Annotated in this window: 19 protein-coding genes; 3 read left to right on the forward strand and 16 right to left on the reverse strand. The window is 68.3% G+C overall.

Annotated features, from left to right (window positions below; genetic code table 11):
* Positions 1 to 16: 16 nt before the first annotated feature.
* The 5 genes from RNZ50_15525 to RNZ50_15545 form a co-directional block, all read right to left on the reverse strand.
* Positions 17 to 1183: an OpgC domain-containing protein gene (locus RNZ50_15525; protein MDT8856403.1), complete on the reverse strand. Its 1167-nt coding sequence runs from the start codon at positions 1181 to 1183 to the stop codon at positions 17 to 19.
* Positions 1184 to 1193: 10 nt separating this feature from the next.
* Positions 1194 to 3023 (reverse strand): glucans biosynthesis glucosyltransferase MdoH, encoded by a 1830-nt coding sequence (gene mdoH / locus RNZ50_15530; protein ID MDT8856404.1) that lies wholly within the window; start codon positions 3021 to 3023, stop codon positions 1194 to 1196.
* 3 nt (positions 3024 to 3026) lie between these two features.
* Positions 3027 to 3209 (reverse strand): hypothetical protein, encoded by a 183-nt coding sequence (locus RNZ50_15535; GenBank protein MDT8856405.1) that lies wholly within the window; start codon positions 3207 to 3209, stop codon positions 3027 to 3029.
* The gene (locus RNZ50_15540; protein ID MDT8856406.1) at positions 3206 to 4807 is read right to left on the reverse strand and encodes a glucan biosynthesis protein G; all 1602 of its coding nucleotides are present in this window, start codon (positions 4805 to 4807) and stop codon (positions 3206 to 3208) included. Before RNZ50_15540 ends, RNZ50_15535 begins: the two co-directional genes overlap by 4 nt.
* Positions 4808 to 5080: 273 nt before the next feature.
* The gene (locus tag RNZ50_15545; GenBank protein MDT8856407.1) at positions 5081 to 5974 is read right to left on the reverse strand and encodes a LysR family transcriptional regulator; all 894 of its coding nucleotides are present in this window, start codon (positions 5972 to 5974) and stop codon (positions 5081 to 5083) included.
* A 182-nt stretch (positions 5975 to 6156) separates the two neighbouring features.
* On the opposite strand from RNZ50_15545, the gene RNZ50_15550 reads away from it, so the two are divergent.
* The 3 genes from RNZ50_15550 (at position 6157) to RNZ50_15560 (ending at position 10706) form a co-directional block, all read left to right on the forward strand.
* The gene (locus RNZ50_15550) at positions 6157 to 7380 is read left to right on the forward strand and encodes an acyl-CoA dehydrogenase (GenBank protein ID MDT8856408.1); all 1224 of its coding nucleotides are present in this window, start codon (positions 6157 to 6159) and stop codon (positions 7378 to 7380) included.
* A 111-nt stretch (positions 7381 to 7491) separates the two neighbouring features.
* Complete coding sequence (locus tag RNZ50_15555; protein MDT8856409.1) at positions 7492 to 9681, forward strand: thiamine pyrophosphate-dependent enzyme; 2190 nt, start codon at positions 7492 to 7494, stop codon at positions 9679 to 9681.
* Positions 9678 to 10706, forward strand: coding sequence for an ACP S-malonyltransferase (locus RNZ50_15560; protein MDT8856410.1), 1029 nt, complete (start codon positions 9678 to 9680; stop codon positions 10704 to 10706). The genes RNZ50_15555 and RNZ50_15560 overlap by 4 nt, the downstream gene beginning before the upstream one ends.
* Before the next feature lie 109 nt (positions 10707 to 10815).
* Here RNZ50_15560 and RNZ50_15565 read toward each other — a convergent pair whose 3' ends face one another.
* The 11 genes from RNZ50_15565 to RNZ50_15615 all read right to left on the reverse strand — a co-directional run bounded on the left by RNZ50_15565 (position 10816) and on the right by RNZ50_15615 (position 21692).
* Entirely contained in the window at positions 10816 to 14094 is a 3279-nt protein-coding gene (locus RNZ50_15565) for an efflux RND transporter permease subunit (GenBank protein ID MDT8856411.1), read from the reverse strand.
* Between the two features lie 10 nt (positions 14095 to 14104).
* Entirely contained in the window at positions 14105 to 15310 is a 1206-nt protein-coding gene (locus RNZ50_15570) for an efflux RND transporter periplasmic adaptor subunit (protein MDT8856412.1), read from the reverse strand.
* Position 15311: 1 nt separating this feature from the next.
* Positions 15312 to 15953 carry a TetR/AcrR family transcriptional regulator gene (locus tag RNZ50_15575; protein ID MDT8856413.1) on the reverse strand — a complete coding sequence of 214 codons (642 nt, stop codon included), beginning with the start codon at positions 15951 to 15953 and terminating at the stop codon, positions 15312 to 15314.
* Positions 15954 to 16085: 132 nt separating this feature from the next.
* Entirely contained in the window at positions 16086 to 17033 is a 948-nt protein-coding gene (locus tag RNZ50_15580; GenBank protein ID MDT8856414.1) for a D-glycerate dehydrogenase, read from the reverse strand.
* The gene (locus RNZ50_15585; protein ID MDT8856415.1) at positions 17033 to 17365 is read right to left on the reverse strand and encodes a tRNA-binding protein; all 333 of its coding nucleotides are present in this window, start codon (positions 17363 to 17365) and stop codon (positions 17033 to 17035) included. The genes RNZ50_15580 and RNZ50_15585 overlap by 1 nt, the downstream gene beginning before the upstream one ends.
* Complete coding sequence (gene proC / locus RNZ50_15590) at positions 17362 to 18183, reverse strand: pyrroline-5-carboxylate reductase (GenBank protein ID MDT8856416.1); 822 nt, start codon at positions 18181 to 18183, stop codon at positions 17362 to 17364. Before proC ends, RNZ50_15585 begins: the two co-directional genes overlap by 4 nt.
* A gap of 30 nt (positions 18184 to 18213) precedes the next feature.
* Positions 18214 to 18717 (reverse strand): YbjN domain-containing protein, encoded by a 504-nt coding sequence (locus tag RNZ50_15595; protein MDT8856417.1) that lies wholly within the window; start codon positions 18715 to 18717, stop codon positions 18214 to 18216.
* A 252-nt stretch (positions 18718 to 18969) separates the two neighbouring features.
* Complete coding sequence (locus RNZ50_15600) at positions 18970 to 19752, reverse strand: phage Gp37/Gp68 family protein (GenBank protein ID MDT8856418.1); 783 nt, start codon at positions 19750 to 19752, stop codon at positions 18970 to 18972.
* A 122-nt stretch (positions 19753 to 19874) separates the two neighbouring features.
* Positions 19875 to 20174 carry a hypothetical protein gene (locus RNZ50_15605; protein ID MDT8856419.1) on the reverse strand — a complete coding sequence of 100 codons (300 nt, stop codon included), beginning with the start codon at positions 20172 to 20174 and terminating at the stop codon, positions 19875 to 19877.
* Positions 20171 to 20518: a hypothetical protein gene (locus RNZ50_15610; GenBank protein ID MDT8856420.1), complete on the reverse strand. Its 348-nt coding sequence runs from the start codon at positions 20516 to 20518 to the stop codon at positions 20171 to 20173. The genes RNZ50_15605 and RNZ50_15610 overlap by 4 nt, the downstream gene beginning before the upstream one ends.
* A gap of 1 nt (position 20519) precedes the next feature.
* Positions 20520 to 21692 (reverse strand): hypothetical protein, encoded by a 1173-nt coding sequence (locus RNZ50_15615; GenBank protein MDT8856421.1) that lies wholly within the window; start codon positions 21690 to 21692, stop codon positions 20520 to 20522.
* Between the last annotated feature and the right edge of the window lies 1 nt (position 21693).

The raw sequence follows: 21693 nt of genomic DNA on the forward strand, positions 1-21693 counted from the left end.
TAGAAGATTTGGGCGATCAGGCCGCCTGAGGGGTCGCCGCCACCGCGGCCGGGGTCGCGGCGCGCGCAGGCGGGCGGTTGTCGCGCCAATGCTCCTGCACGAAAGCCAGCGCCAGTTGCAGGCCCAGCCCGCCGAAGATCAGCGCCGTATCGAGGCCCAGACCGGGTGGCGCCACGTCCTTGATCGCCTGCATCAGGAAGCACAGCACCGTGCCCAACGCGAACACCGGCAGCGAATGCCGCCCCAGCAGCACCAGCGGTCGCGCGAGCCACCCCGCCGCCGCCTGGCGCAGGCCCGGGACGCAGGTCACCAGATAGGCCAGCGCCAGGATATGCAGCAGGCGCGGCGCGCCAAGGTAGGTCTTGTCGAAGGAATGCAGCGAGAACGGCACGCCGTGCTGCGCGCCGACCCACATCGCATGGTTCAGCGGGGCCGCAAGGCCGGGCACCCATACCCAGAAGAACGACAGCACCAGCCATCCCAGCGCCAGCACCTGCAACCCGCGCGAAACCGGCACCAGCCGACGCCCCGCGCGCATCGCCAGCCCGGTCAGCAGGCCGACCACGAAGATCAGTTGCCATGCCAGAGGGTTGAAGAACCACCCCCCCGGCGTCGGGTAATTCGGCAGGTCCAGCCTGAACTGCCCCGAAAAAGCCCAGAGTGCCACCGAAAGTGCCAGCAGCAGCCGCGGCGCGCGCTGGCCAAGCAGAAGCATCAGCGGCGTTGCCAGCAGCAGCACGGCATACATCGGCAGGATGTTGGCATAGCCCAGCTGATGCGTCAGCAGCGGAATGCCGACCAGAAACCCCAACGGCTGTTCGAACAGCACGCCAAGCTGGTTTTCCCCCAGCAGTTGCGTCGCGCCGAACCACAGCGCCGCCCCGGCGGCGATGCCGATGGCGCAGACCGTCGTCATCAGATGCACCAGATACAGCGTCCATGCCCGGCCCCACAGCCTGCGCACCCCGCGCGCGACGGCACCCGCCTGGAAGTCGGGGCCATAGGCCAGCGCGGCGGCAAGGCCCGACATCAGAACAAACGCCTCGGCCGCGTCGGAAAAGCCGAAGTTCCGCGTGGTGACCGACTCGTAGATCGTGCCCGGCACATGGTTGATGAAGATCAACACCAGGGCCAGGCCGCGAAACAGGTCGAGCCGCGGGTCGCGGCCGATCGGGAGGGGCATGTGCATCGGTTCAGGCATGGATCGCGGCTTTCTGTGCGGCTGCGGGTTCAGCGGGCGCGGGCGGCTGGGCTGGTGAAGCATCCGCCACCTCGCCCGTCCATGCCGCCAGGATGCGCGCCTGCATCTGCATCACCGGGCTTTCCGCCAGATCGGTCGGCGTGGTGAACAGCGCCGACCGGCCGGGGCGCGAGGACCATGAGATCACCACCGGCGCCAGGATCATCGGCAGCGCCACCGGCAGAAGCCACGGAACCAGCCCCGGCGCAAAGTGCCAGGTCGCCCAAAGGCCGAGCAGGCCCGAGGTCACGATCCAGTGGCTGGCGGACCACGCCTCGGCCAGGCTCAACCGCCCGTCGCCGCGGTTGTTGGTGGGCCAGCCGCCATCGCGCCCCAGCAGCACCTGCATCACCGAGCGGGTCTGGAACATCATCAGGATCGGCGCGGTGATCGACGAGAACAGAAGCTCGACCAGCGTCGAGGTCATCGCACGCGGCGCCCCACCAAAACCGCGCGCCCTGCCCCGGATCGCGGCATCCAGCGCCACCAGCAGCTTCGGTGCCAGCAGCAGGCCGAACACCCCGATGGCAAGGCCGATCGCCTTCCACGTCTCGTCGCTGGGAAACACCGGGAACGGCCAGTAGGGCACCGGGAAATAATCGAGCGGCGGAGCGAACACCGGCGCGGCAATCGACGCCAGAAGGAAGCCCAGCCAGAACAGCGGCGCGATATAGGCGAGGATGCCCTGCAGGAACACGAAGCGGCTCCACGGCTTCAGCCCCGGCGCGCCGATGATGCGGGCGTGTTGCAGGTTGCCCTGGCACCAGCGGCGGTCGCGCTTGGCATGGTCGATCAGGTTTTCCGGACCTTCCTCGAAAGACCCGCCCAGATCGTCGTCCAGCCGCACCACCCAGCCCGCACGCGCCAGCAGCGCCGCCTCGACATAGTCATGGCTCATGACATGGCCGCCGAACGGCGGGCGGCCGGAAAGCTCCGGCAACCCGCAGCTTTCGGCAAAGGCGCGCACCCGCACGATGGCGTTGTGGCCCCAGAACGGGCCGGTATCGCCCTGCATCATGGCAAGGCCGCGCGCATAGACAGGCGAGAAGAAGGCGGCCGAAAACTGCATCGCACGGCCGAAGCGGGCCCGTGCACGCACCACCTTTGGCACGGTCTGCAACAGGCCCAGCCGGGGCTCGGCCTCCATCCGGCGGATCATTTCCAGGATGGTTTCGCCTTCCATCAGGCTGTCGGCATCGAGGATCAGCGCGTAGTCGTAGGCCGCGCCCGAGGTCTGCACGAAATCCTCGATGTTGCCCGCCTTGCGCCCGGTGTTCAGCACCCGGCGGCGGTAGAAGATCCGGCCCTGCCCGTCCCGTTCGCGCAGCAGGCGCAGGAACCACAGCTGTTCGCGCGCGGCGATGGCCGGATCGCGCGTGTCGGACAGGATCGCCACATGCACCTGTGCATCCGACCCGGCCGCGTCAAGCGCCGCCGCGACCGAGGCATCCATGGCGGCGATGCGCGAAAAGGTGGTCACCGGGTCTTCGTTGTAGACCGGCACCAGAATGGCGGTTCGGCCCCGGATCGGGCCGTCAAGCCGTCGGCGCGGCGGCTTTGGCCGTGTCATCAGCCCCAGAATGCCCTGCGCCGCCCCCCAGGCAAGCCAGAAGGTCGAGGCCAGGATCAGCACGCTGCGCACCACGTCGAACGCATCCAGCCCGTCGGACGCGCCGAACTGCAAGAACAGCAGACCCGCGCCCACAGCCGAGACGAGGCTGAGCAGGAAGCCGACGCTGCGTGCCAGCAGCACGCCCGCCCGATCTGCCGACGCGGTGGGCATGTGTCAGTTTCCTGCCCCGGCAGCCCGCAGCCCGGTCAGGCGCAACAGGAACGGCCGCAGCAACGGGCGCGGCTGCACCTCAAGCACCTGTTTGGGCATCGCAAGCGGCGCGTCCGGCGGCAGGCCGATGCTGCGCGTCACACGGTCAAGATCCGCTTCGATGGAGGTAGACAGGTTCGGCATCATGCGTTGATCCATTGATAAAGCCAGGTTTCCGTCAGCTTGCGCCCGTATCCGGCGACATGGGCCCCCAGTTCGACGGTCGCCCCCGAAGCGGCGGACACGTCCAGCACAAGACGCCAGATCGGGGTGCCTTCGATCTTTTCCAGCACCGTGGTGACGATTTGTCCGTTCTGAACGCTCGTGACCGGCGTAAGTTCCGCGTCTCCGGGCAGGGCGGCCAGCAGGCCATCCTTGAAGTCGATCACGAATTTGCGCATGTCGCCCCGGCTTTCGACGCCCGAGACACCGCCGACGCCCGAGCGCGTCTCGAATACATAGGCCATCGGTTCGCCCGCAACAGGTGGCAGGGCGCCCCAGCGCAACCGATAGGCGAATTCCCGCGAGTCGCCCGCCTTGGCCCCGATTTCGGGCACCCAGAAGGCCACGATGTTGTCATTGCCTTCCAGCCTCGTGGGTATTTCGACCAGCCGCACCGCGCCCTTGCCCCAGTCGCCGATCGGCTCCACCTCGAGCGAGGGGCGGTGCTCGTATCGGGCCCCGGTGTCCTGATAGCTGTCGAAGGCACGGTCGCGCTGGTGCAGCCCGAAGGAGCGCGGCGCGTGCTCGACGAAATACGACCCCGCCAGATGCGGCGGATTGTTCAGCGGCCGCCACAGGATGTCGCCATCGGCGCGGGTGATGCGCAGCCCGTCGCTGTCATGCACATTGGGACGGTAATCGTCGAACTCGGCCCGGTTCTTTTCGGAGAACAGGAACATCGAGGTCAACGGCGCCACACCGATCTGCGCCACGTCCGACCGGAAGAACAGCCGCGCCGTGATCTCCATCTCCGTCGCCGCCCCGGGGGTGATGACGAAACGGTAGGCACCGGTGACGCTGGGGCTTTCCATCGCGGCGCAGACCACCACCGACAGGCTGCCCGGCAGCGGCCTTTCCAGATAGAAGCGCGAGAAGCGCGGAAATTCCTCGGGTTGCGACGAGGCGGTGTTCAGCGCCAGCCCGCGGGCGGAAATGCCGTAGGCGTTGCCCTGCCCCAGCGCGCGGAAATAGCTGGCACCCAGAAAGGCCACCAGCTCGTCAAAGATGTCGAGCCGGTTCATCGGCATGTGCAGCCGGAAGCCCGCGACACCCGGCAGTTCCTGATGGAGAGGCACGCGCTCGGCCAGACTGTTCAGGTATTCGAAGTCGTCGGTCGAGAAGTGCATCTCGGTGGCGAGGCCGTCGACCACCTCATATAGGGTCACAGGCTCGCCGAACAGCCAACCCATGTGGAAGGCATGTATCCGGAACGGCTGTTCGCTGTCCGACCAGCGGGCATTGTCGGGGCGGAACCGGATCAGGCGGTAGTCGTCATAATTCAGGTCGGTGTGGAATCCGGGCGGCAGCACCGGCTGGGGGTGCGGCTCTGCCGCGCGGGCGCGCATCTCGGCGCTGAGCAGGTCGAACGAGAATTGCTGCGGCGCGGCATCAACCGGCGCTGCCTCCTGGGCGCGCACGGCAAAGGGCAGACTGGCCGCCGCCGCAAGGGCTGCGACCGAAGACGCCATTGAAAGAAGGGCACGCCGGGTCATCGGGGCGGTGCCGGATCGAAGAGTGGTCATGGAGACTTAACATTCCAATGGCTTGCGCAGCAAGCCTGAGAGATTCGTGCCAGCGCTGAATATCGCTGCAAGCCGGGCAGTTTCAAGAAGACAGAATGTCCAGAAGCGGGCATCGGCTTGTTCTTGCTGCAAGCAGATGCGCGAAAAGCCTCCGTTTCAGGCATTCAGCCCTTCGCACTTGCAGAAATAGGATGCGCCGTCATGCGCCGCAAGCCGCATTCCACAGGCAGACCGCACACGCATGGCAGGGTTGCACCGGCAGCAAGCCTGACCTCAGGTCTGGCTGACCAGTTCCGCCGCGATCCAGTCGCGGAAAGATACCAGCGGCTGCACCCCGGCCCGGGCCTTGGGCCAGACCAGATAATAGCTGCCCACGCTCTGGCTGCGGCTTTGATGGGCGATCACCAGCCGCCCTTCGGCCACGTCCTGCCCGATCAGGAAGTCGGGCAGCAGCGCCACCCCAAGCCCGTGCACCGCCGCCTGCGTCATGGTGGCGAACTGGTCGAACAACATGCCCTGCGGCATCGCCGTCACCACTCCCTGCGCCGCCATCCAGCGTTGCCAGGCATAGGCGCGGGTTTCCAGATGCAGCAGCGGATAGGCCAGCAGATCGGCCGCCCGCGCCACCGGCCCGGCCAGCAGGCCGGGGGCGGCCACCGGCACCACCACCTCGGCCATCAGCGGCAGATACTCCACCCCCGGCCAGTCCTGCCGCCCGTAGTGAATCGCGGCATGGAACGGCTCGGCGTCGAAATCGAACGGGCGCAGGCGGGTCGACAGGTTCACCGTCACCTCGGGGTGCCGGGCGGCAAAGCGCGCCAGACGCGGCGCCAGCCAGTGCATCCCGAAGGCGGGCAGGATCGCGAGGTTCAGGCTGCCGCCGCGCGGATTGGCCCGCAGCGTCAGCGAGGCCTGCGCCAGCTGCTGCAGACAGTGGCGCACCTGCCGGGCATAGTCCTGCGCGGCCGGGGTCAGGACCAGCCGCTTGCGCTCGCGCAGCAGCAGTTGCACCTGCATCTGCCCCTCCAGCGCCTGCAACTGCCGGCTGATGGCGCTTTGGGTCAGCGACAACTCTTCCGCCACCGCCGAGGCGCTGCCCAGCCGGTCCAGCGCCTCCAGCGCCAGCAGCGAGGGGATCGAGGGCAGATAGCGGCGCGGCGCGATCATGACTTTTACTCATGTTTACAGAACAGGATTTCGATACAGCATTGCTGCGTTTCCTGCAATAAGCCCGCAATCCCCACCGGCGGGACATGAGTTTCCCGCCCGAACCTGACCCCTTTTCGCCCCCCCACCGCTGTGCCACTCTGGCACCGGGGCGCGGACCGCCCGCCAGACAGGAGCCCGCCATGACCGAGCAGAAAAGCCCGCTGAAGCCGAAAGACGCCCCCGACCTCGGCCGCTTCGACTGGGAAGACCCGTTCCGGCTGAACGACCAGCTTTCCGACGAGGAACGAATGCTGCGCGACGCAGCCCGCACCTATGCGCAGGAAAAGCTTCAGCCGAGGGTGGTCGATGCCTACCGCGAGGAAAGCACCGACCCCGCGATCTTCCGCGAGATGGGCGAGATGGGCCTGCTGGGCGTCACCATTCCTGAAGAATACGGCGGGCTGGGCGGGTCTTACGTCGCATACGGCCTCGTCGCGCGCGAGGTGGAACGGGTCGACAGCGGCTACCGCAGCATGATGTCGGTGCAATCCAGCCTCGTGATGTATCCGATCTACGCCTACGGCTCGGAAGCGCAGCGCCAGAAGTATCTGCCCGGCCTTGCGGCGGGCACCCTGATCGGCTGCTTCGGGCTGACCGAACCCGAGGCAGGGTCCGACCCCTCGGGCATGAAGACCACCGCGAAAAAGACAGCCGACGGCTATGTGCTGAACGGCGCCAAGATGTGGATCTCCAACTCCCCCATCGCCGATGTCTTCGTGGTCTGGGCCAAATCCGAGGCGCATGGCGGCAAGATCCGCGGCTTCGTGCTGGAAAAGGGCATGGCGGGGCTTTCGGCGCCCAAGATCGGTGGCAAGCTTTCCCTGCGCGCCTCGATCACCGGCGAGATCGTGATGAAGGATGTCGAGGTCGGCGCAGACGCCCTGCTGCCGAACGTCGAAGGGCTGAAAGGCCCGTTCGGCTGCCTGAACCGCGCCCGCTACGGCATCGCCTGGGGCGTGATGGGGGCCGCCGAGTTCTGCCTGCACGCCGCGCGCGACTACGGCCTTGACCGCAAGCAGTTCAACCGGCCGCTGGCCCAGACCCAGCTTTACCAGTTGAAACTGGCCAACATGATGACCGAGATCAGCCTTGGCCTGCAAGCCGCCCTGCGCGTCGGCCGCCTGCTCGACGAGGCGAACGCCGCTCCCGAGATGATCTCGATCATCAAGCGCAACAACTGCGGCAAGGCACTGGACGCCGCCCGCTGGGCCCGCGACATGCACGGCGGCAACGGCATCCAGGAGGGCTACCAGATCATGCGCCACATGGTGAACCTGGAAACCGTGAACACCTACGAGGGCACCCACGACGTCCACGCCCTGATCCTCGGCCGCGCTATCACCGGCCTGCAAGCCTTCTTCTGATTTCATCTTGGCGCAAATATCCCCGCCGGAGGCACCCGGCCGATCCGCCAGAGCCTCCGGCGGGGATATTTGAACCAAGATGAAAGCCGGACAACTCGAAGAGTATTCCCAATGGACCGCGCTGCCATCGTGCATGAAAACTTCCTGCGCCGGGTGGCTGCGCGGGATCTGCCGCCGGGCCGCCCACCCGCCGGGCCGCTGACCGGGCCTCAGGCCGTGGGCCTCTTCCGCGCCGCCTGTCTCAGCCGCGCGCTGGACCGGACCAGCCGGGCGATGCAGAAGGCGGGTCAGGGGTTCTATACCATCGGCTCTTCGGGGCATGAGGGCATGGCGGCGGTGGCCGCGGCGCTGCGCCCGGATGACATGGCCTTCCTGCACTACCGCGACGCCGCCTTCCAGATCGCGCGTGCCGATCAGGTGCCGGGGCAGAGCATCCTGTGGGACATGCTGCTGTCTTTCGCGGCCTCGTCCGAAGACCCGATTTCGGGCGGGCGACACAAGGTGCTGGGGTCGCGCGCGCTGATGATCCCGCCGCAGACCTCGACCATCGCCAGCCACCTGCCCAAGGCGGTCGGGGCGGCCTATGCCATCGGCCTGGCCCGCCGCCGCCCGCCCGAACACCGGCTGCTGGCCGATGACGGGCTGGTAATGTGTTCGTTCGGCGATGCCTCGGCCAACCATTCCACCGCGCAGGGGGCGTTCAACACCGCGGGCTGGACCAGCTACCAGTCGATCCCGCTGCCGCTCTTGTTCGTGTGCGAAGACAACGGCATCGGCATTTCGACCAGGACGCCGAAGGGCTGGATCGCCGCCAACTTCTCGGCCCGCCCGGGCCTTGAATATTTCGCCTGCGACGGGCTCGACCTCTACGACACCTACCGCGTGGCGCAGGAGGCTGCCGCCTACGTCCGCCACCGCCGCAAGCCCGCCTTCCTGCACATCCGCACGCTCAGGCTTTACGGCCATGCCGGGGCCGACGTTCCCACCACCTACCTGCCCCGCGAGGAGGTCGAGGCCGAGGAGGCCAACGACCCCCTGCTGCATTTCGTGCGCCTGCTGGATCAGGCGGGCGCGCTGGCGCCCGAGGCGGCGCTGGCGGTCTATGCCGACACCTGCGAGCGGGTTACCCGCGTCGCGGCCGAGGCCGTCACCCGGCCAAGGCTGCGCACCGCCGCCGACGTGATGGCGAGCCTGATCCCGCCGCCCCGCCCCTGCGCGCCGACCAACGGCCCCTCGCCCGAGACGCGCGCCGCCGCCTTCGGCAGCGATGCAAGGCAGATGGACGAGCCTCAGCCGATGAGCCGGATCATCAACTGGGCGCTGACCGACCTGATGCTGACCCATGGCGAGATTGTCCTGATGGGCGAGGATGTAGGCCGCAAGGGTGGCGTCTATGGCGTGACGCAGAAGCTGTCCGCGCGCTTCGGCCCCGACCGGATGATCGACACGCTGCTGGATGAACAGTCGATCCTCGGCCTTGCGATCGGACTGGGTCAGAACGGCTTCCTGCCTATGCCGGAAATCCAGTTCCTCGCCTATCTGCACAATGCCGAAGACCAGATCAGGGGCGAGGCGGCGACGCTGCCGTTCTTTTCCAACGGCCAGTTCAGCAACCCCATGGTGCTGCGCATTGCGGGGCTGGGCTATCAGAAAGGCTTCGGCGGGCATTTCCACAACGACAACTCGGTGGCGGTGCTGCGCGACATTCCGGGGCTGATCCTGGCCATCCCCTCGAACGGCGCCGATGCCGCGATGATGCTGCGCGAATGCGTGCGGCTGGCGCGCGAGGAGCAGCGGCTGGTGGTGTTTCTGGAACCCATCGCGCTTTATCCGATGCGCGACCTGCACGCGGAAAAGGACGGCGCGTGGATGTGCCGCTACCCCGCGCCCGATCGCAGCATCCCGCTGGGCGAGGTGGGGGTGACGGGCGACGGCACCGATCTTGCCATCGTCAGCTTTGCCAACGGCCATTACCTCAGCCAGCAGGCGCTGCCGAAGCTGGAGGCTCACGGTGTCGCGACCCGCCTGATCGACCTGCGCTGGATTTCGCCGCTGCCCGTGGCGTCGCTGCTGCAGGCGCTGGAAGGCTGCCGCCATGTGCTGATCGTCGATGAAACCCGCCGCTCGGGCGGTGTGGCCGAGGCGCTGATGGCGCTGCTGGCCGAAACCACGGACGTGCCGGTGGCGCGGCTGACGGCGGAAGACAGCTTCATCGCCACCGGCCCCGCCTATGCCGCCACGATGCCGTCGGCAGAGGGCATCCTGGCCGCCGCGCTGGCGCTGACCGGGGCTGCGGCATGACGACGGCGGTGGTGATCTGCCCGGGACGGGGCACCTACGGCAAGGCGGAACTGGGCTATCTGGCGCGGCACTGTGCCGACCGGGCGCTGCTGGCGCAGTTTGATGCGCGCCGCAGCGCGCTGGGGCAGGAAACGCTGACGGCGCTGGATGGCGCCAACAGCTATTCCGTGGCGCGGCACACACGGGGCGACAATGCCTCGGCCCTGATCTACGCCGCGACGCTGGGCGATTTTCGCGCCATCGCGGCGGGGGTCGAGGTGGTGGCGGTCACCGGCAATTCGATGGGCTGGTATTCGGCGCTGGCGTGTGCCGGCGCGCTGACGGCAGAGGCCGGGTTCGAGGTGGTCAACACCATGGGCACGCTGATGCAGACGCATCTGATCGGCGGGCAGCTGATCTACCCCTTCGTCGGGGACGACTGGCAGCCCGATCCGGCCCGCAAGGCGGCGCTGCTGCGGCTGGTGGCCGAGATCGGCGCGCGGGCGGGCCATGTGCTGGGCCTGTCGATCGACCTTGGCGGGATGCTGGTGCTGGCAGGCAACGAGGCGGGCCTTGCGGCGTTCGAGGCCGCCGTGCCGCCGCTGCAGGGCCGCTTTCCGCTGCGGCTGGCCAATCATGCGGGCTTTCACAGCGCCCTGCAGGCGCCTGTCGCGGCTTTGGGGCGGGCGGCCCTGTCGCCCGGGCTGTTCCGCCAGCCCAAGCTGCCGCTGATCGACGGGCGGGGTGCCATCTGGGCGCCGGGGGCCACCGACACCGCCGCGCTTTGGGACTACACGCTGGGCCATCAGGTGGTGGAACCCTACGACTTCACCGCCGCGATCCGCATTGCCGCCCGCGAGTTCGCGCCCGATCTGTTCATCGTCACCGGCCCCGGCACCACGCTGGGCGGGGCGGTTGCGCAATCGCTGATCCTGGCAAACTGGCGCGGCATGGGTGCGAAGGCCGATTTTCAGCGGCTGCAGGCCGAGGCGCCGCTGCTGGTCGCGATGGGGATGGCAGATCAGCGGCCCTTGGCGACGGGCTGAGCCTGTCCATTCATCTTTGCGCAAATATCCCCGCCGGAGGCTCCGGCGGATCGGCCGGGAGCCTCCGGCGGGGATATTTCTAAACAGAAGAAGGTGATGGCGGCGGGGCCTATTCCGCGACGTGCAGGCTGGGCGAGGGGCGGGGAGCGGTGCGTTCAAGGTCATCCAGGCGGGCACCAAGGGCGGCGATCTCGCTGGCCCGGGCGGCGATGCCCTCGGCCAGCACATGCGGCGCCGGTTCCTCGGGTTCCTCTTCCTTCTTGCCGACGAAACGGCCGAAAATCTTGCCCAGCAGCCAGGCGAGATCGTCCATGATCAGGAAGAACGACGGCACGATCACCAGGCTGAGAACGGTGGAAACGATGATGCCGCCGATCACCGCCGTGGCCATCGGCGCGCGGAAGGCGCCGCCCTCCCCCACGCCCAGCGCGGAAGGCAGCATCCCCGCCGACATGGCGATGGAGGTCATCACGATGGGCCGGGCGCGCTTGTGGCCGGCCTCCATCACCGCCTCGAAACGCTCCATGCCCTGACGGCGCATTTCCACCGCGAAATCGATCAGCAGGATGGCGTTCTTGGTCACGATGCCCATCAGCATCAGGATGCCGATCAACACCGGCATCGACACCGCGTTGTTGGTCAGGATCAGGGCGGCGGCCACCCCGCCGATCGCCAGCGGCAGCGAGAACAGGATGGTGAAGGGCTGGATCACCGACTTGAACAGCACGATCAGCACCGTCAGCACCAGCATCAGGCCCATGACCATCGCATTGCCGAAGCTGGCGGTCAGTTCGGCCTGCACCTCGGCATCGCCCGCTTCCTGGATGCGGACCGAGGCCGGCAGTTCGACGCTTTCGGCAATCTCGCGGAAGCGTGCCGACGAGGTGCCCAGCGCCACGCCGACCGGCAGATTGGCCCCGATGGTGGCGCGGCGTTCGCGGTTCAGCCGGTCGACCATCGAGGGGCCCTCGGCAATCCTGATGTCGGCCACCGCGCTCAGCGGCACGGTCTGGCCGCTTGCGGTGGTGACTTTCAGCGCGGCAATCCGGCCGATGTCGCTGCGGGCGGCATCGGTCAGGCGCACCCGGACCGGGATCAGCCGGTTGTCGATCGACAGTTTCGCCAGCGCCCCGTCGGTGTCGCCGATGGTGGCGACGCGCACGGTTTCGGCGATCTGCGCCGTGGTGACGCCCAGCCTTGCCGCCTCGGCGGGGCGCGGGGTGATCTGCACCTCGGGGCGGGGCAGCGCGCCTTCCGAGGCGACCTCGGCCAGCAGCGGGTCGGCGCGCAGGGCGGCCTCCAGCCGCGCCACCGCCACGTTCAGGTCTTCCTCGTTGGTGGACAGCACCGAGAAAGAGATGTCGCGCTCGCCCCGGTCGTTCAGCTTGAAGGCGCGCACGTCGGGGATGCCGCGCAGGTTGGCGAAGATTTCGGCCTCGATCTGGTTCTGCGGCCGGGTGCGGCCGGTGCGCTCGACCTCGGGGACCAGACCGCCCACCAGCGGAATGGCCTTGCCGATATCGGCCAGCCGGTTGACCAGCGAATGGTCGAGCTTGTCCAGCAGCACCGTCACCGTGGCGCGCCGCACGTCCAGGTCGCCGGTGGGCGACGACCCGCCCAGCACGAAGACATGCGCCACACCTGCGACATCCTCGATCTGGTCCACCATCGCCAGCGTGGTGCGGTCGGTTTCGGCCAGGGTCGAGCCCGGCGGCAATTCGACGTTGATCGAGATGCGCGACACGTCTTCCGGCGGGATGAAGCTGCCCGGAATCCGCACCATGAAGAACACCGACACCGCCAGCACGCCGATCGCCGCCAGCAGCGTCAGGTAGCGCAGGCGCAGGCTGCGGCGCACGAAGCCAAGATAGCCGCGCATGAGGAAGCCGTCGCGCTGGTGTTCCTCCTCGGCGTCCTTGGGTCGCATCAGGTAGGCGGCCATCATCGGCGTGATCAGCCGCGCCACCAGCAGCGAGAAGATCACCGCGATGGCCACCGTCAGGCCGAACTGGCGGAAATACTGCCCCGGAATCCCCGGCATGAACGACACCGGCACGAAGACCGCGACAATGGTCAGGGTGGTGGCAATCACCGCCAGACCGATCTCGTCCGCGGCCTCGATGGCGGCGCGGTAGGGGGTCTTGCCCATCCTGATATGTCGCGCGATGTTTTCTATCTCGACAATCGCATCATCGACCAGAATCCCCGTGGCCAGCGTGATGGCAAGGAAGCTGACGAGGTTCAGCGAGAACCCAAGCAGGTCCATCGCCCAGAAGGTCGGGATCGCCGACAGGGGCAGCGCCACGGCAGCGATCAGCGTCGCGCGCCAGTTCTTGAGGAAGGCCAGCACCACCAGCACCGCCAGCAGCGCGCCCTCCATCAGGGTATGCAGCGCCGCCTCGTAGTTGCCGTAGGTGTAGAAAACCGTGTCATCGACCAGCGTGATCGCAACCTCGGGGTTCTGCGCGCGCAACCTGTCCAGAGTAGCGTTGACGGTTTCGGCCACGCTGACCTCCGATGCGCCCTTGGCCCGGAAGATCGCGAAGGTCACCACCTGCTGTCCGTCATAGCGCGCGAAGGATCGCAGTTCCTCGTGCGTGTCGGACACGCGGCCCAGGTCCGACAGGCGCACGGTCTGGCCGGTGGGCAGGGCAATCGTGGTGGCCGCCAGCCGTTCGACCGTTGCCGCGTCGCCCAGCGTGCGGATCGCCTGTTCGCCGGTGCCAAGCTCGCTGCGCCCGGCGCCGAGATCGGTGTTGGTGGCGCGCAGCTGCGCATTCACCACCGCAGCGGTGACGCCGTGGCTGTCAAGCTTGACCGGATCAAGTTCGACCCGGATCTCGCGGTCGGCCCCGCCATAGCGGTCGATACGGCCGATGCCGGGGCGGCCCTGAAGCGCGCGGGTGATGGTGTCATCGACATACCACGACAGTTCTTCCATCGACAGGCTGGGGGCCGAGACGGCGAAGTTCATGATCGCCTGACCCTCGACATCGATGCGCGTCACGATCGGGGCGTCGACCGAGCCGGGCAGGTCGCCCCGCACGCGGTCGATGGCGTCCTTGACATCCTGCACCGCCTTGTCGGTCGGAATCTCCATGCGGAATTCGATGGCGGTTTGCGATACCCCGTCGGTCACCGTGGACATGACGTTCTTGACGCCCGTCAGGCCCGCCACGGCATCCTCGATTTCCTTGGTGACCTGGCTTTCCATTTCGGCAGGGGCCGCGCCAGACTGGGTGACCGTCACCGCAACCAGTGGCACGTCGATGTTGGGAAAGCGGGTGATCGGCAGGCTGTTGAACGCCTGCCAGCCCAGCACCAGCAGCATGACGAACGCCAGTATCGGCGCGATGGGATTGCGGATCGACCAGGCGGAGAAGTTCATCGCGCGACCCTCAGTTGGTGCCGGGGGCCGCGGGGGCCGCCTCGACCGGATTGATCCGGTCGCCGTCGCGCACGAAGGCCGCCGCCTTGGTCACCACCCGGTCGCCCGCCGTCAGCCCCCAGATGATGCCCACCATCCCGCCATCGCGGATGCCAAGCCCGACCGGCGTGCGGCTGATGCGGCCTTCGGACACGCGCATCACGGTGGCGCCGCCCTCGTTCGAGCCGACGGCGGTCAGCGGCACCGCCAGCGTTTCCGCCTCGGCCACCAGGATTTCCGCCGACAGGAACATGCCGGTCCGCACCCGGTCGGGCGCGTCGATGCTTATGCGAACCCGGCCCTGCCGGGTGGCGGTGTTCACCGAGGGCTCGACCAGCCGCACCTTGCCGGTGATCGCCGCTGCCCCGTCGACCGGGCGCATCTGCACCGCCTGCCCCACCGCGACCCGCGTCAGATCCTGTTCCGCGACATCGGCCTGCATTTCCAGCGCGCCGTCGCGGATCAGGGTGAACATCGGCTGCGCCCCCGCCGCCGAGGCAATCGCCCCCAGCATCGCGCTCCGCCCCACCACAAGCCCCGCGACCGGGCTTTTCACCTCGGTCCGCGCCAGTTGCAGGTCGATGTTGGCAATCTGCGCCTCGACCAGAGCCAGTTGTGCCTGCGCGGCCACCCGGCCCTGTTCGGCCACGCTGACCCGCGCCAGCGCCGAGGTTGCCGTGGCCGACGCCGTTTCGGCCGCCGCCTGGCTGATGCTGCCCTGCGCGCGCAGCGTGGCGTTGCGCTGGTTCACCCGCTGCGCCTCGTCCGAGGCGGAGCGGGCTTCGATCATCTGCGCCTCGGCCTGACTGATGCCCGCCAGCGCGCCGGCGCGCGAGGCCAGCAGCTGGGTTTTCTGCAGATCCAGCGTCGCGGCCGACAGCCGGGCCAGCACCTGCCCCTGCGCCACCACGTCACCGACATCGGCGCCCAGCGCGTCGATCGCCTGGCCCTCGATCTGCGGCTGCACGAACACCTCCTCGACCGCGGCAACAAAGCCCGAGGCCAGAACCCGGTCGCGCAGCATCTGCCGCCCCACCGCCGAGACGGTGATCGCGGGCAGCGACGGTTCTGCGACCGGCGCGGGGGCGGGCTCCTGCGCGGATAGCGGCAGGGCGGGCAGGGCGGCCAGCGCGAGCGTCACCGCAAGCATGTGACAGGCATGGGAAAGGCGGTTCATGTCACGCTCCGGTGCGATGGGTCAGAATGTCTTCGATGGTCCGGTCGACAGTTTGCAGGATCAGGTCGTTCAGCGCACCCTGATCGCGCGCCGGGTCGGGCATCTGCATCACCGCCGCCTTGATCAGCAGCAGGATCAGCCGGGCCTGCGCGTCAAAGCGGCGGTCCGCCTCGGCCGGGGCAATCCCGGTCAGGTGGCCGAAGAGCCGTGTCAGATACGTGACGATCACCGATTCCATATGCGCCAGCGCCGCCCCGATCTCGGGTTTGCGCGCCGCGGCCGCGGTGATCTCGGCCCAGAGCGGACGGTCATCGGGACTGCAATGCGCGGTATCGCCCTCAAGCCGTTCGCTGAGCGTGCGGCGCAACGCCGCCAGCGGGTCGTCCGCACCGAGGACGAGCGAGAAATCACGTTCGACCTCGGCCAGATCGCGCGCGACCAGTGCCTGCACGATTGCCGCCTTGGACGGAAAATAGCGGTAGAAATTGCCCACGCTCATCCCGGCGGCCAGCGCCAGATCCTGCATCGACGCGCCGTCAAAGCCCTTCTGCAGAAAAGCCGTGCGCACCCGGCCAAGGATCTCGGCCCCGCGCAGGTCGGCGGAAGGGGCAAACAGAAGCGCGGAACCGGTTTGCAGGGGCATGAACTGACCCGAATGAATGAACGTTCATTCCAGATAGAACGTTCCCTCCATCCGGTCAAGATGCAGCCGCAGCAAGGCCTGTGCTGCAAGGCCCGCCGCCCTGTGCATTGGCGCAGGCCGCCCGTTGCCGCGCTATCCGATCAGGTTCGGCGGCACCCGCCCCTCCTGCGCCGCGATCAGGTTCTCGACCGCCATCAGCCCCATCGCCTCGCGCACTTCCAGCGCCGCTGTGCCGAGATGCGGCAGCAGCGTCACGTTCTCCATCGCGCAAAGGGCAGCGGGCACACGGGGTTCGAACTCGTAGACATCCAGCCCCGCCCCGGCGATGCGCCCTTCCGTCAGGGCGTCGATCAGCGCCGCTTCGTCCACCACATCGCCACGCGAGATGTTGACAAGGATGCCGTGCGGCTGCATCTGCGCCAGTGCGCCCGCGCCGATCAGATGGCGGGTCGGGCCGCCGGGCACGGCGACCACCACCACATCGGCGGCCAGCGCCTCGGCCATCGGCACCTGCCGGGCGGGCAGGCCCGGGTCGACCTCGCTCCGGTTGTGGAACACCACCTCCATGCCGAAGCCGAAATGGCAGCGCCGCGCGATCGCCTGCCCGATGCGCCCCATGCCGATCACGCCCAGCCGCTTGCCCGTGAGATGCATCCCCAGCATCTGCGTCGGGTGCCAGCCCTGCCAGCGTCCGGCGCGCAGCAGCCGTTCGCCCTCGCCCGCCCGCCGCGCCGTCATCAGCATCAGCGTCAGCGCGATGTCGGCGGTGGCATCGGTCACGGCCCCCGGCGTGTTGGTCACCATCACCCCCGCCGCCCGCGCCGCCGCCACGTCGATGTGGTTGTAGCCCACCCCGAAATTCGCCAGCACGCGGGCGCGGGGCGCAGGCGTTTCGGCAAAGACCGCCGCGGTGAACAGATCGCCCAGCGTCGGCAGCACCGCATCGAAATCGCGCAGCGCCGAGGTCAGTTCGGCCGCGGTCAGCGGTGACGTGTCATCGCGCAGCGTCACGTCGAAATGCCGTGCGGCCGCGCGCAGCACGGTTTCGGGCAAGGGCCGGGTGATCAGCAGCGACCGCATCAGAACAGCCTCCCGCCCGGCGGCACATCATGACCCGGCCCGATCAGCACGACCTCGCCCGCCGCATCGGGCACCCCCAGCACCAGCACCTCCGACAGCACCTTGCCGATCTGGCGCGGCGGAAAGTTCACCACCGCCAGCACTTGCCGCCCCACCAGTTCCTCGGGCGTGTAGTGCACGGTGATCTGCGCCGACGAGCGTTTCTCGCCGATCTCCGGCCCGAAATCGACCCAGAGCTTGTATGCCGGTTTGCGCGCCTCGGGGAAGGGTTCGGCGCGGGTGATGCGCCCGACCCGGATATCGACCTTCTGGAAATCGTCGAAGGTGATCATTTGCCCAGCTCCCGCCCGCGATCGGCCGCCGCCTTGACCGCCCGGCGCAGCAGCGGCGGGAAGCCGGTCTCCGGGTCCATCAGCACCGCCAGCGCCGCCGCCGTGGTGCCGCCCGGGGAGGTGACGTTGACGCGCAACTGGGCCGCCGTTTCCGGCGCGCGATGCGCCAACTCGCCCGCCCCGGTCACCGTGGCGCGCGCCAGTTGCATGGCCAACACGGCTGGCAGCCCCTCGGCTTCGCCTGCCGCCGCCAGCGTCTCGATCAGATGAAACACATAGGCGGGGCCCGAGCCCGACACGGCAGTGACAGCATCCATCTGATGCTCGCCCTCCAGCCGCACCACCTGCCCCACCGCCGACAGCAGCGCCTCGGCCAGCGCGAGGTCATCCCCGGTCGCCACCGCATTTCCGGCGATCGCCGTGATGCCCCGCGCCACGGCGGCGGGCGTGTTGGGCATCGCCCGGATGATCGGCGTGCCCGCGCCAAGCACCTGTTCATAATAGGCAATCGTCGTACCCGCCGCGACCGACAGGAACAGTGTCGCCCCCCCGCCCAGCGCCGCCAGCCCCGGCAGCGCCTCGGCCATCATCTGCGGCTTGACCGCGATCAGCACGATGGCCGGGGCCTCGGGCATCCCCGCGTTCAGATGCAGCCCCTGCGCCGCCAGTCCCTGCACCCATGCCGAAGGGTGCGGGTCCAGCACCCAGACCGCCGCGGCCGGAACCCCCTGCCCCAGCCAGCCTTCCAGCATGGCCGACCCCATCTTGCCGCAGCCCAGCAGCACCAGGCCGTTCCGGCTTACCCTGTCCAGATCCATCGCATCCCCCGTCCGCGTCCGGGGCAAAGGTTATGCGCGCCCGTAAGCCTCTGCAATCGCAACCTTCATCGCATCGGCGGGTGTGTGTTCCGCCCAGGCGACCATCTGGAATGCCGGATAGAACCGCTCGGCCGCCATCACCGCGCTGGCGATCAGCGCGTCGATCTGTTCCGGCCCCGCGATCTGCCCGCCGGTCAGAAGCAGCCCGTAGCGCCAGACCATCAGCTTCTGCTCGGTCCAGTAGGTGAAGGCCCCGGTCCACACCATGTCGTTGCAGCGGTTGAGCACATCGTAAAGCTCGCCCATCCGGGATTCGGGCGGTTCCATCTCGAAGGTGCAGATCAGCCGCAGCGTCTCGTCCTGCGCCGACCAGGCCAGCGTCAGCGAATAGGTCCGCCACTGCCCCTCGACCGCCATGGCGATCTGGTCGTCGGTGACCCGGTCGAACTCCCAGTCATGGTGCTCCGCCAGCGTCTCGACGATGTCGATGGGGTGGATGTCATCCCCTGACAGGTAATCTTCGGAAAGCGACATGGCCCGGCCTCACTATTGTGCCTCACGCGGGGAGATACCCACAAGAGGCTGGGTGTCTGGCAAGGATCAGCGTTTGCCCGACGCCACCCTTACTAGATATGGTGTGACCAAAGCGGAAGTGTGTAAAGCGATTTCTTGCGAAGTTCTCTGTGGACAAGTGTGGGTGTATGTAGCGTGACAGCAGATCTTGCAGTGTTTGACACCAGATGTTGCAGCAGAGGGGTTTTCGGTCTGGCGCGCTGATCTATCCGTTCAGGGTCCATCGGACAAGCCGTTCCGGCCCTGACGCCGGGCGCGGATTCCGGGCGGGAAGATCTGCCAGGGAAAGCCGTTCCACTCGGCACCCTCCAGCACCCGGCCGTGCGCCTTCGGCCGAACGCCGCCCCACTGTTTGAAGAAGAACGCGGCGCCGTCCCGTTCGCAGGCCAGGCGCAGTTCGGTTGCCCAGGCGGCTTCCATCGGCCGCGCACCGGGGCCGCTTTCGCCGCCCACGATCGCCCAGGCGATGCCCCGCAGATCGACCGCCCCGATCGGCCCGAGCAGCGGCTCGAACGAGATGAATCGGGCGTCCGAGGCGATCTGGCGAAGGTGCCCGATGCGGCCCTTGTGGGCGGCATCCTCGACCGAAACGCCCAGCCAGATATGGCCCGGCACCCGGCCGCCTCCATAGCGGGTGCGCAGATAGGCCAGCATCAGCGAGCTGCGCTTTGTCAGCACCTGATAGACATGATGGTCGGCCGCCTCCATCGCGTCGAACACCCGGTCGATGTAGGCGCGATCGACATCCTTGTGGAACAGGTCGCTCATCGAATTGACGAAGATCATCCGCGGCGCCTTCCATTGCCCGGGCTGCTTCAGGCGTCCGGGCCAGAGCCGAAGGTCGAAGCCGAACTCGTAGGGATGGCCCGCCACCCCGCGCCAGCGTTCGGCAAAGCGTGCGGCATAGCAGTTGTCGCAGCCGGGACCGATTCTGGTGCAACCGGCGATCGGGTTCCAGGTGGCATCGGTCCATTCGATCCTGGTCGTCTGAGCCATGGGCAATCCTCGGGACTGGTCAGGTTGAGGTCTGGTCGGCCTGATCGGCGGGGTTCAGGCGCAGGTTTCCTGGCCGTTTGAAGCCGGATTAAAACCGCATTGAACCGGCCTTTCCGCCCCGTTCACGCCGCGATCCCGGCGGCCGTCTCGAACAGGTCGTCGACCTCGGCGTCCGACAGGTCCAGCAACCAGCCGAAGAAGGCGATGTTCTGGCTTTCGCGCAGCCAGTCGCCTGCGCTGTCGATGATGATGCGTTCGGGCCAGGGGGCGGTGGCGCGGTACGCGAGGACTTCGGCCCAGCGGGCTTCGCCCAGGGCGAGGATGCCCTGCATTCGGCTGCAGCGCATTGCGGCGCGGCGGGCGGCGAGGGCGGCCGTGGCGCGGGTCTCGACGGTGATCAGTTGGGAGAGGTCGATGTTCATTCGTCGTGGTCTCCGATGGCGCCGGGTTCGGCGTCCGTTTCGGCGGGTGCGTCATGCGCGGGCAGCGCCACCGGGCCGTCTTCGGTCAGCAGCAGCGGGGCGGGGAAGCGGGTGGCGTGCGGCGCGTCGGCCCCGTGCGGCAGGATCAGGGTCAGGTGCAGCACGCCGCCGGTCCGGGTGATGTCGGAGCCGAGCCAGGCGCAGGCGACGGCGGCGCGCGGCAGGGTGGCGCCCTCGGGGATGCCCGCGAGGTCGAACGCCTCGCCGTTGATCGTCAGGGTGTCGCCCGCACGGTGCAGGGTCAGGGTCGCGTCGTGGCGGCAGGGGGTCAGGGTGATGTGCATGTCAGGCTTTCCAGCGGCCGATGAAGGTTGCGGTGAGGGTGATGTCGGTCCCGGCATAGGCGGTCGTGCGCACCAGGGACACGAAGCCCCCTGAGGTGGGGCCGGGCGCAGAGACGCCCTGATGCCAGCAGGTGTTGGTCGAGGCGCTGAAGGTGCTGACCGCGCGGGCCGGGGCGGCGTGGAAGGTCACTGGCAACGTGCCAAGGTCGATCCCGCCCGAGATGAAGCACGCGCCCGACGCGGTGTTGACCGGCCCCTTGCCGGTCAGGGTCTTGGTCGCGATCATCGTGCCGTCGGCCCATTTGGTGTAGGTGCCGTTGGCGCTCGACCCGCTTTCGATGATCGCCCCGGATGGCACGCCGCCGCTGTCGGCCACGGTGCCGACGATGTTGCCCTGGTGGCAAAGCTCGGTCCAGTTCATCGCGCCGGTGTCGGTCGTGCGGTTGCCGACCTGCACCCGCTGCGCTGCCTTGGTTGCCCCCGACATGCGGGCGGCGATCACCAGATGCCCGCCTTCGGCCCCGGCCTCCGATCCGCCTGGCCGGGCGACGATCGCGCCGCCGAAATAGCTGAGGCTGGTCGGATATCCGATGGCCCCGGCCTCTACGAACCGCCAGAACCCGGACCGCAGCTCTGCGGTGAAGTCGGTGATCGGCGGGCCGTAGTCGGACCCGAGGCCGAAGTCGCCGACCTTCAGCACCCGCCCGGCCGTGGCATCGACAGCGGTTGCGGTGACCTTGCCCGGAATCTCGACCGCGAGCCAGGCGGTGCCGGTGCACAGGATCACCGCACTGCGCCCGGCGGCAAGGGTCAGGGTGGCCGCGCCGTCGATCAGCTCTGCCCCAGCGGGGTCGATGGTGATGACGCCCGCGCCCGCGTTGCGCAGCGCGAAGCTGAAGCCCGCACCGGCCGTCGCGGCGGCGGGCAGCGCCAGCGTCCATGTGCCGGATGCGTCGATCAGGCGGCCACGGTCGGCCAGCGTGACGGTGGTGGCGGCAGTGCGGGCGACATGGGCACCGAAGGCCGCCCCCAGCGTGGCCAGCGCCGTGGCGGGGGTGCCGTCTGCCCCCATCAAGCCCGAGAGGTAGGCGCGCAGGTCCGACAGGGCGGCCTTGAACTGCGCCTCGGTGACGGTGCTGCCGGTGAAGGCGGCGGTGGCGGGAAGGCTGGGCATG

This window comes from Paracoccaceae bacterium Fryx2, from assembly GCA_032334235.1.
Taxonomy (GTDB): domain Bacteria; phylum Pseudomonadota; class Alphaproteobacteria; order Rhodobacterales; family Rhodobacteraceae; genus JAVSGI01.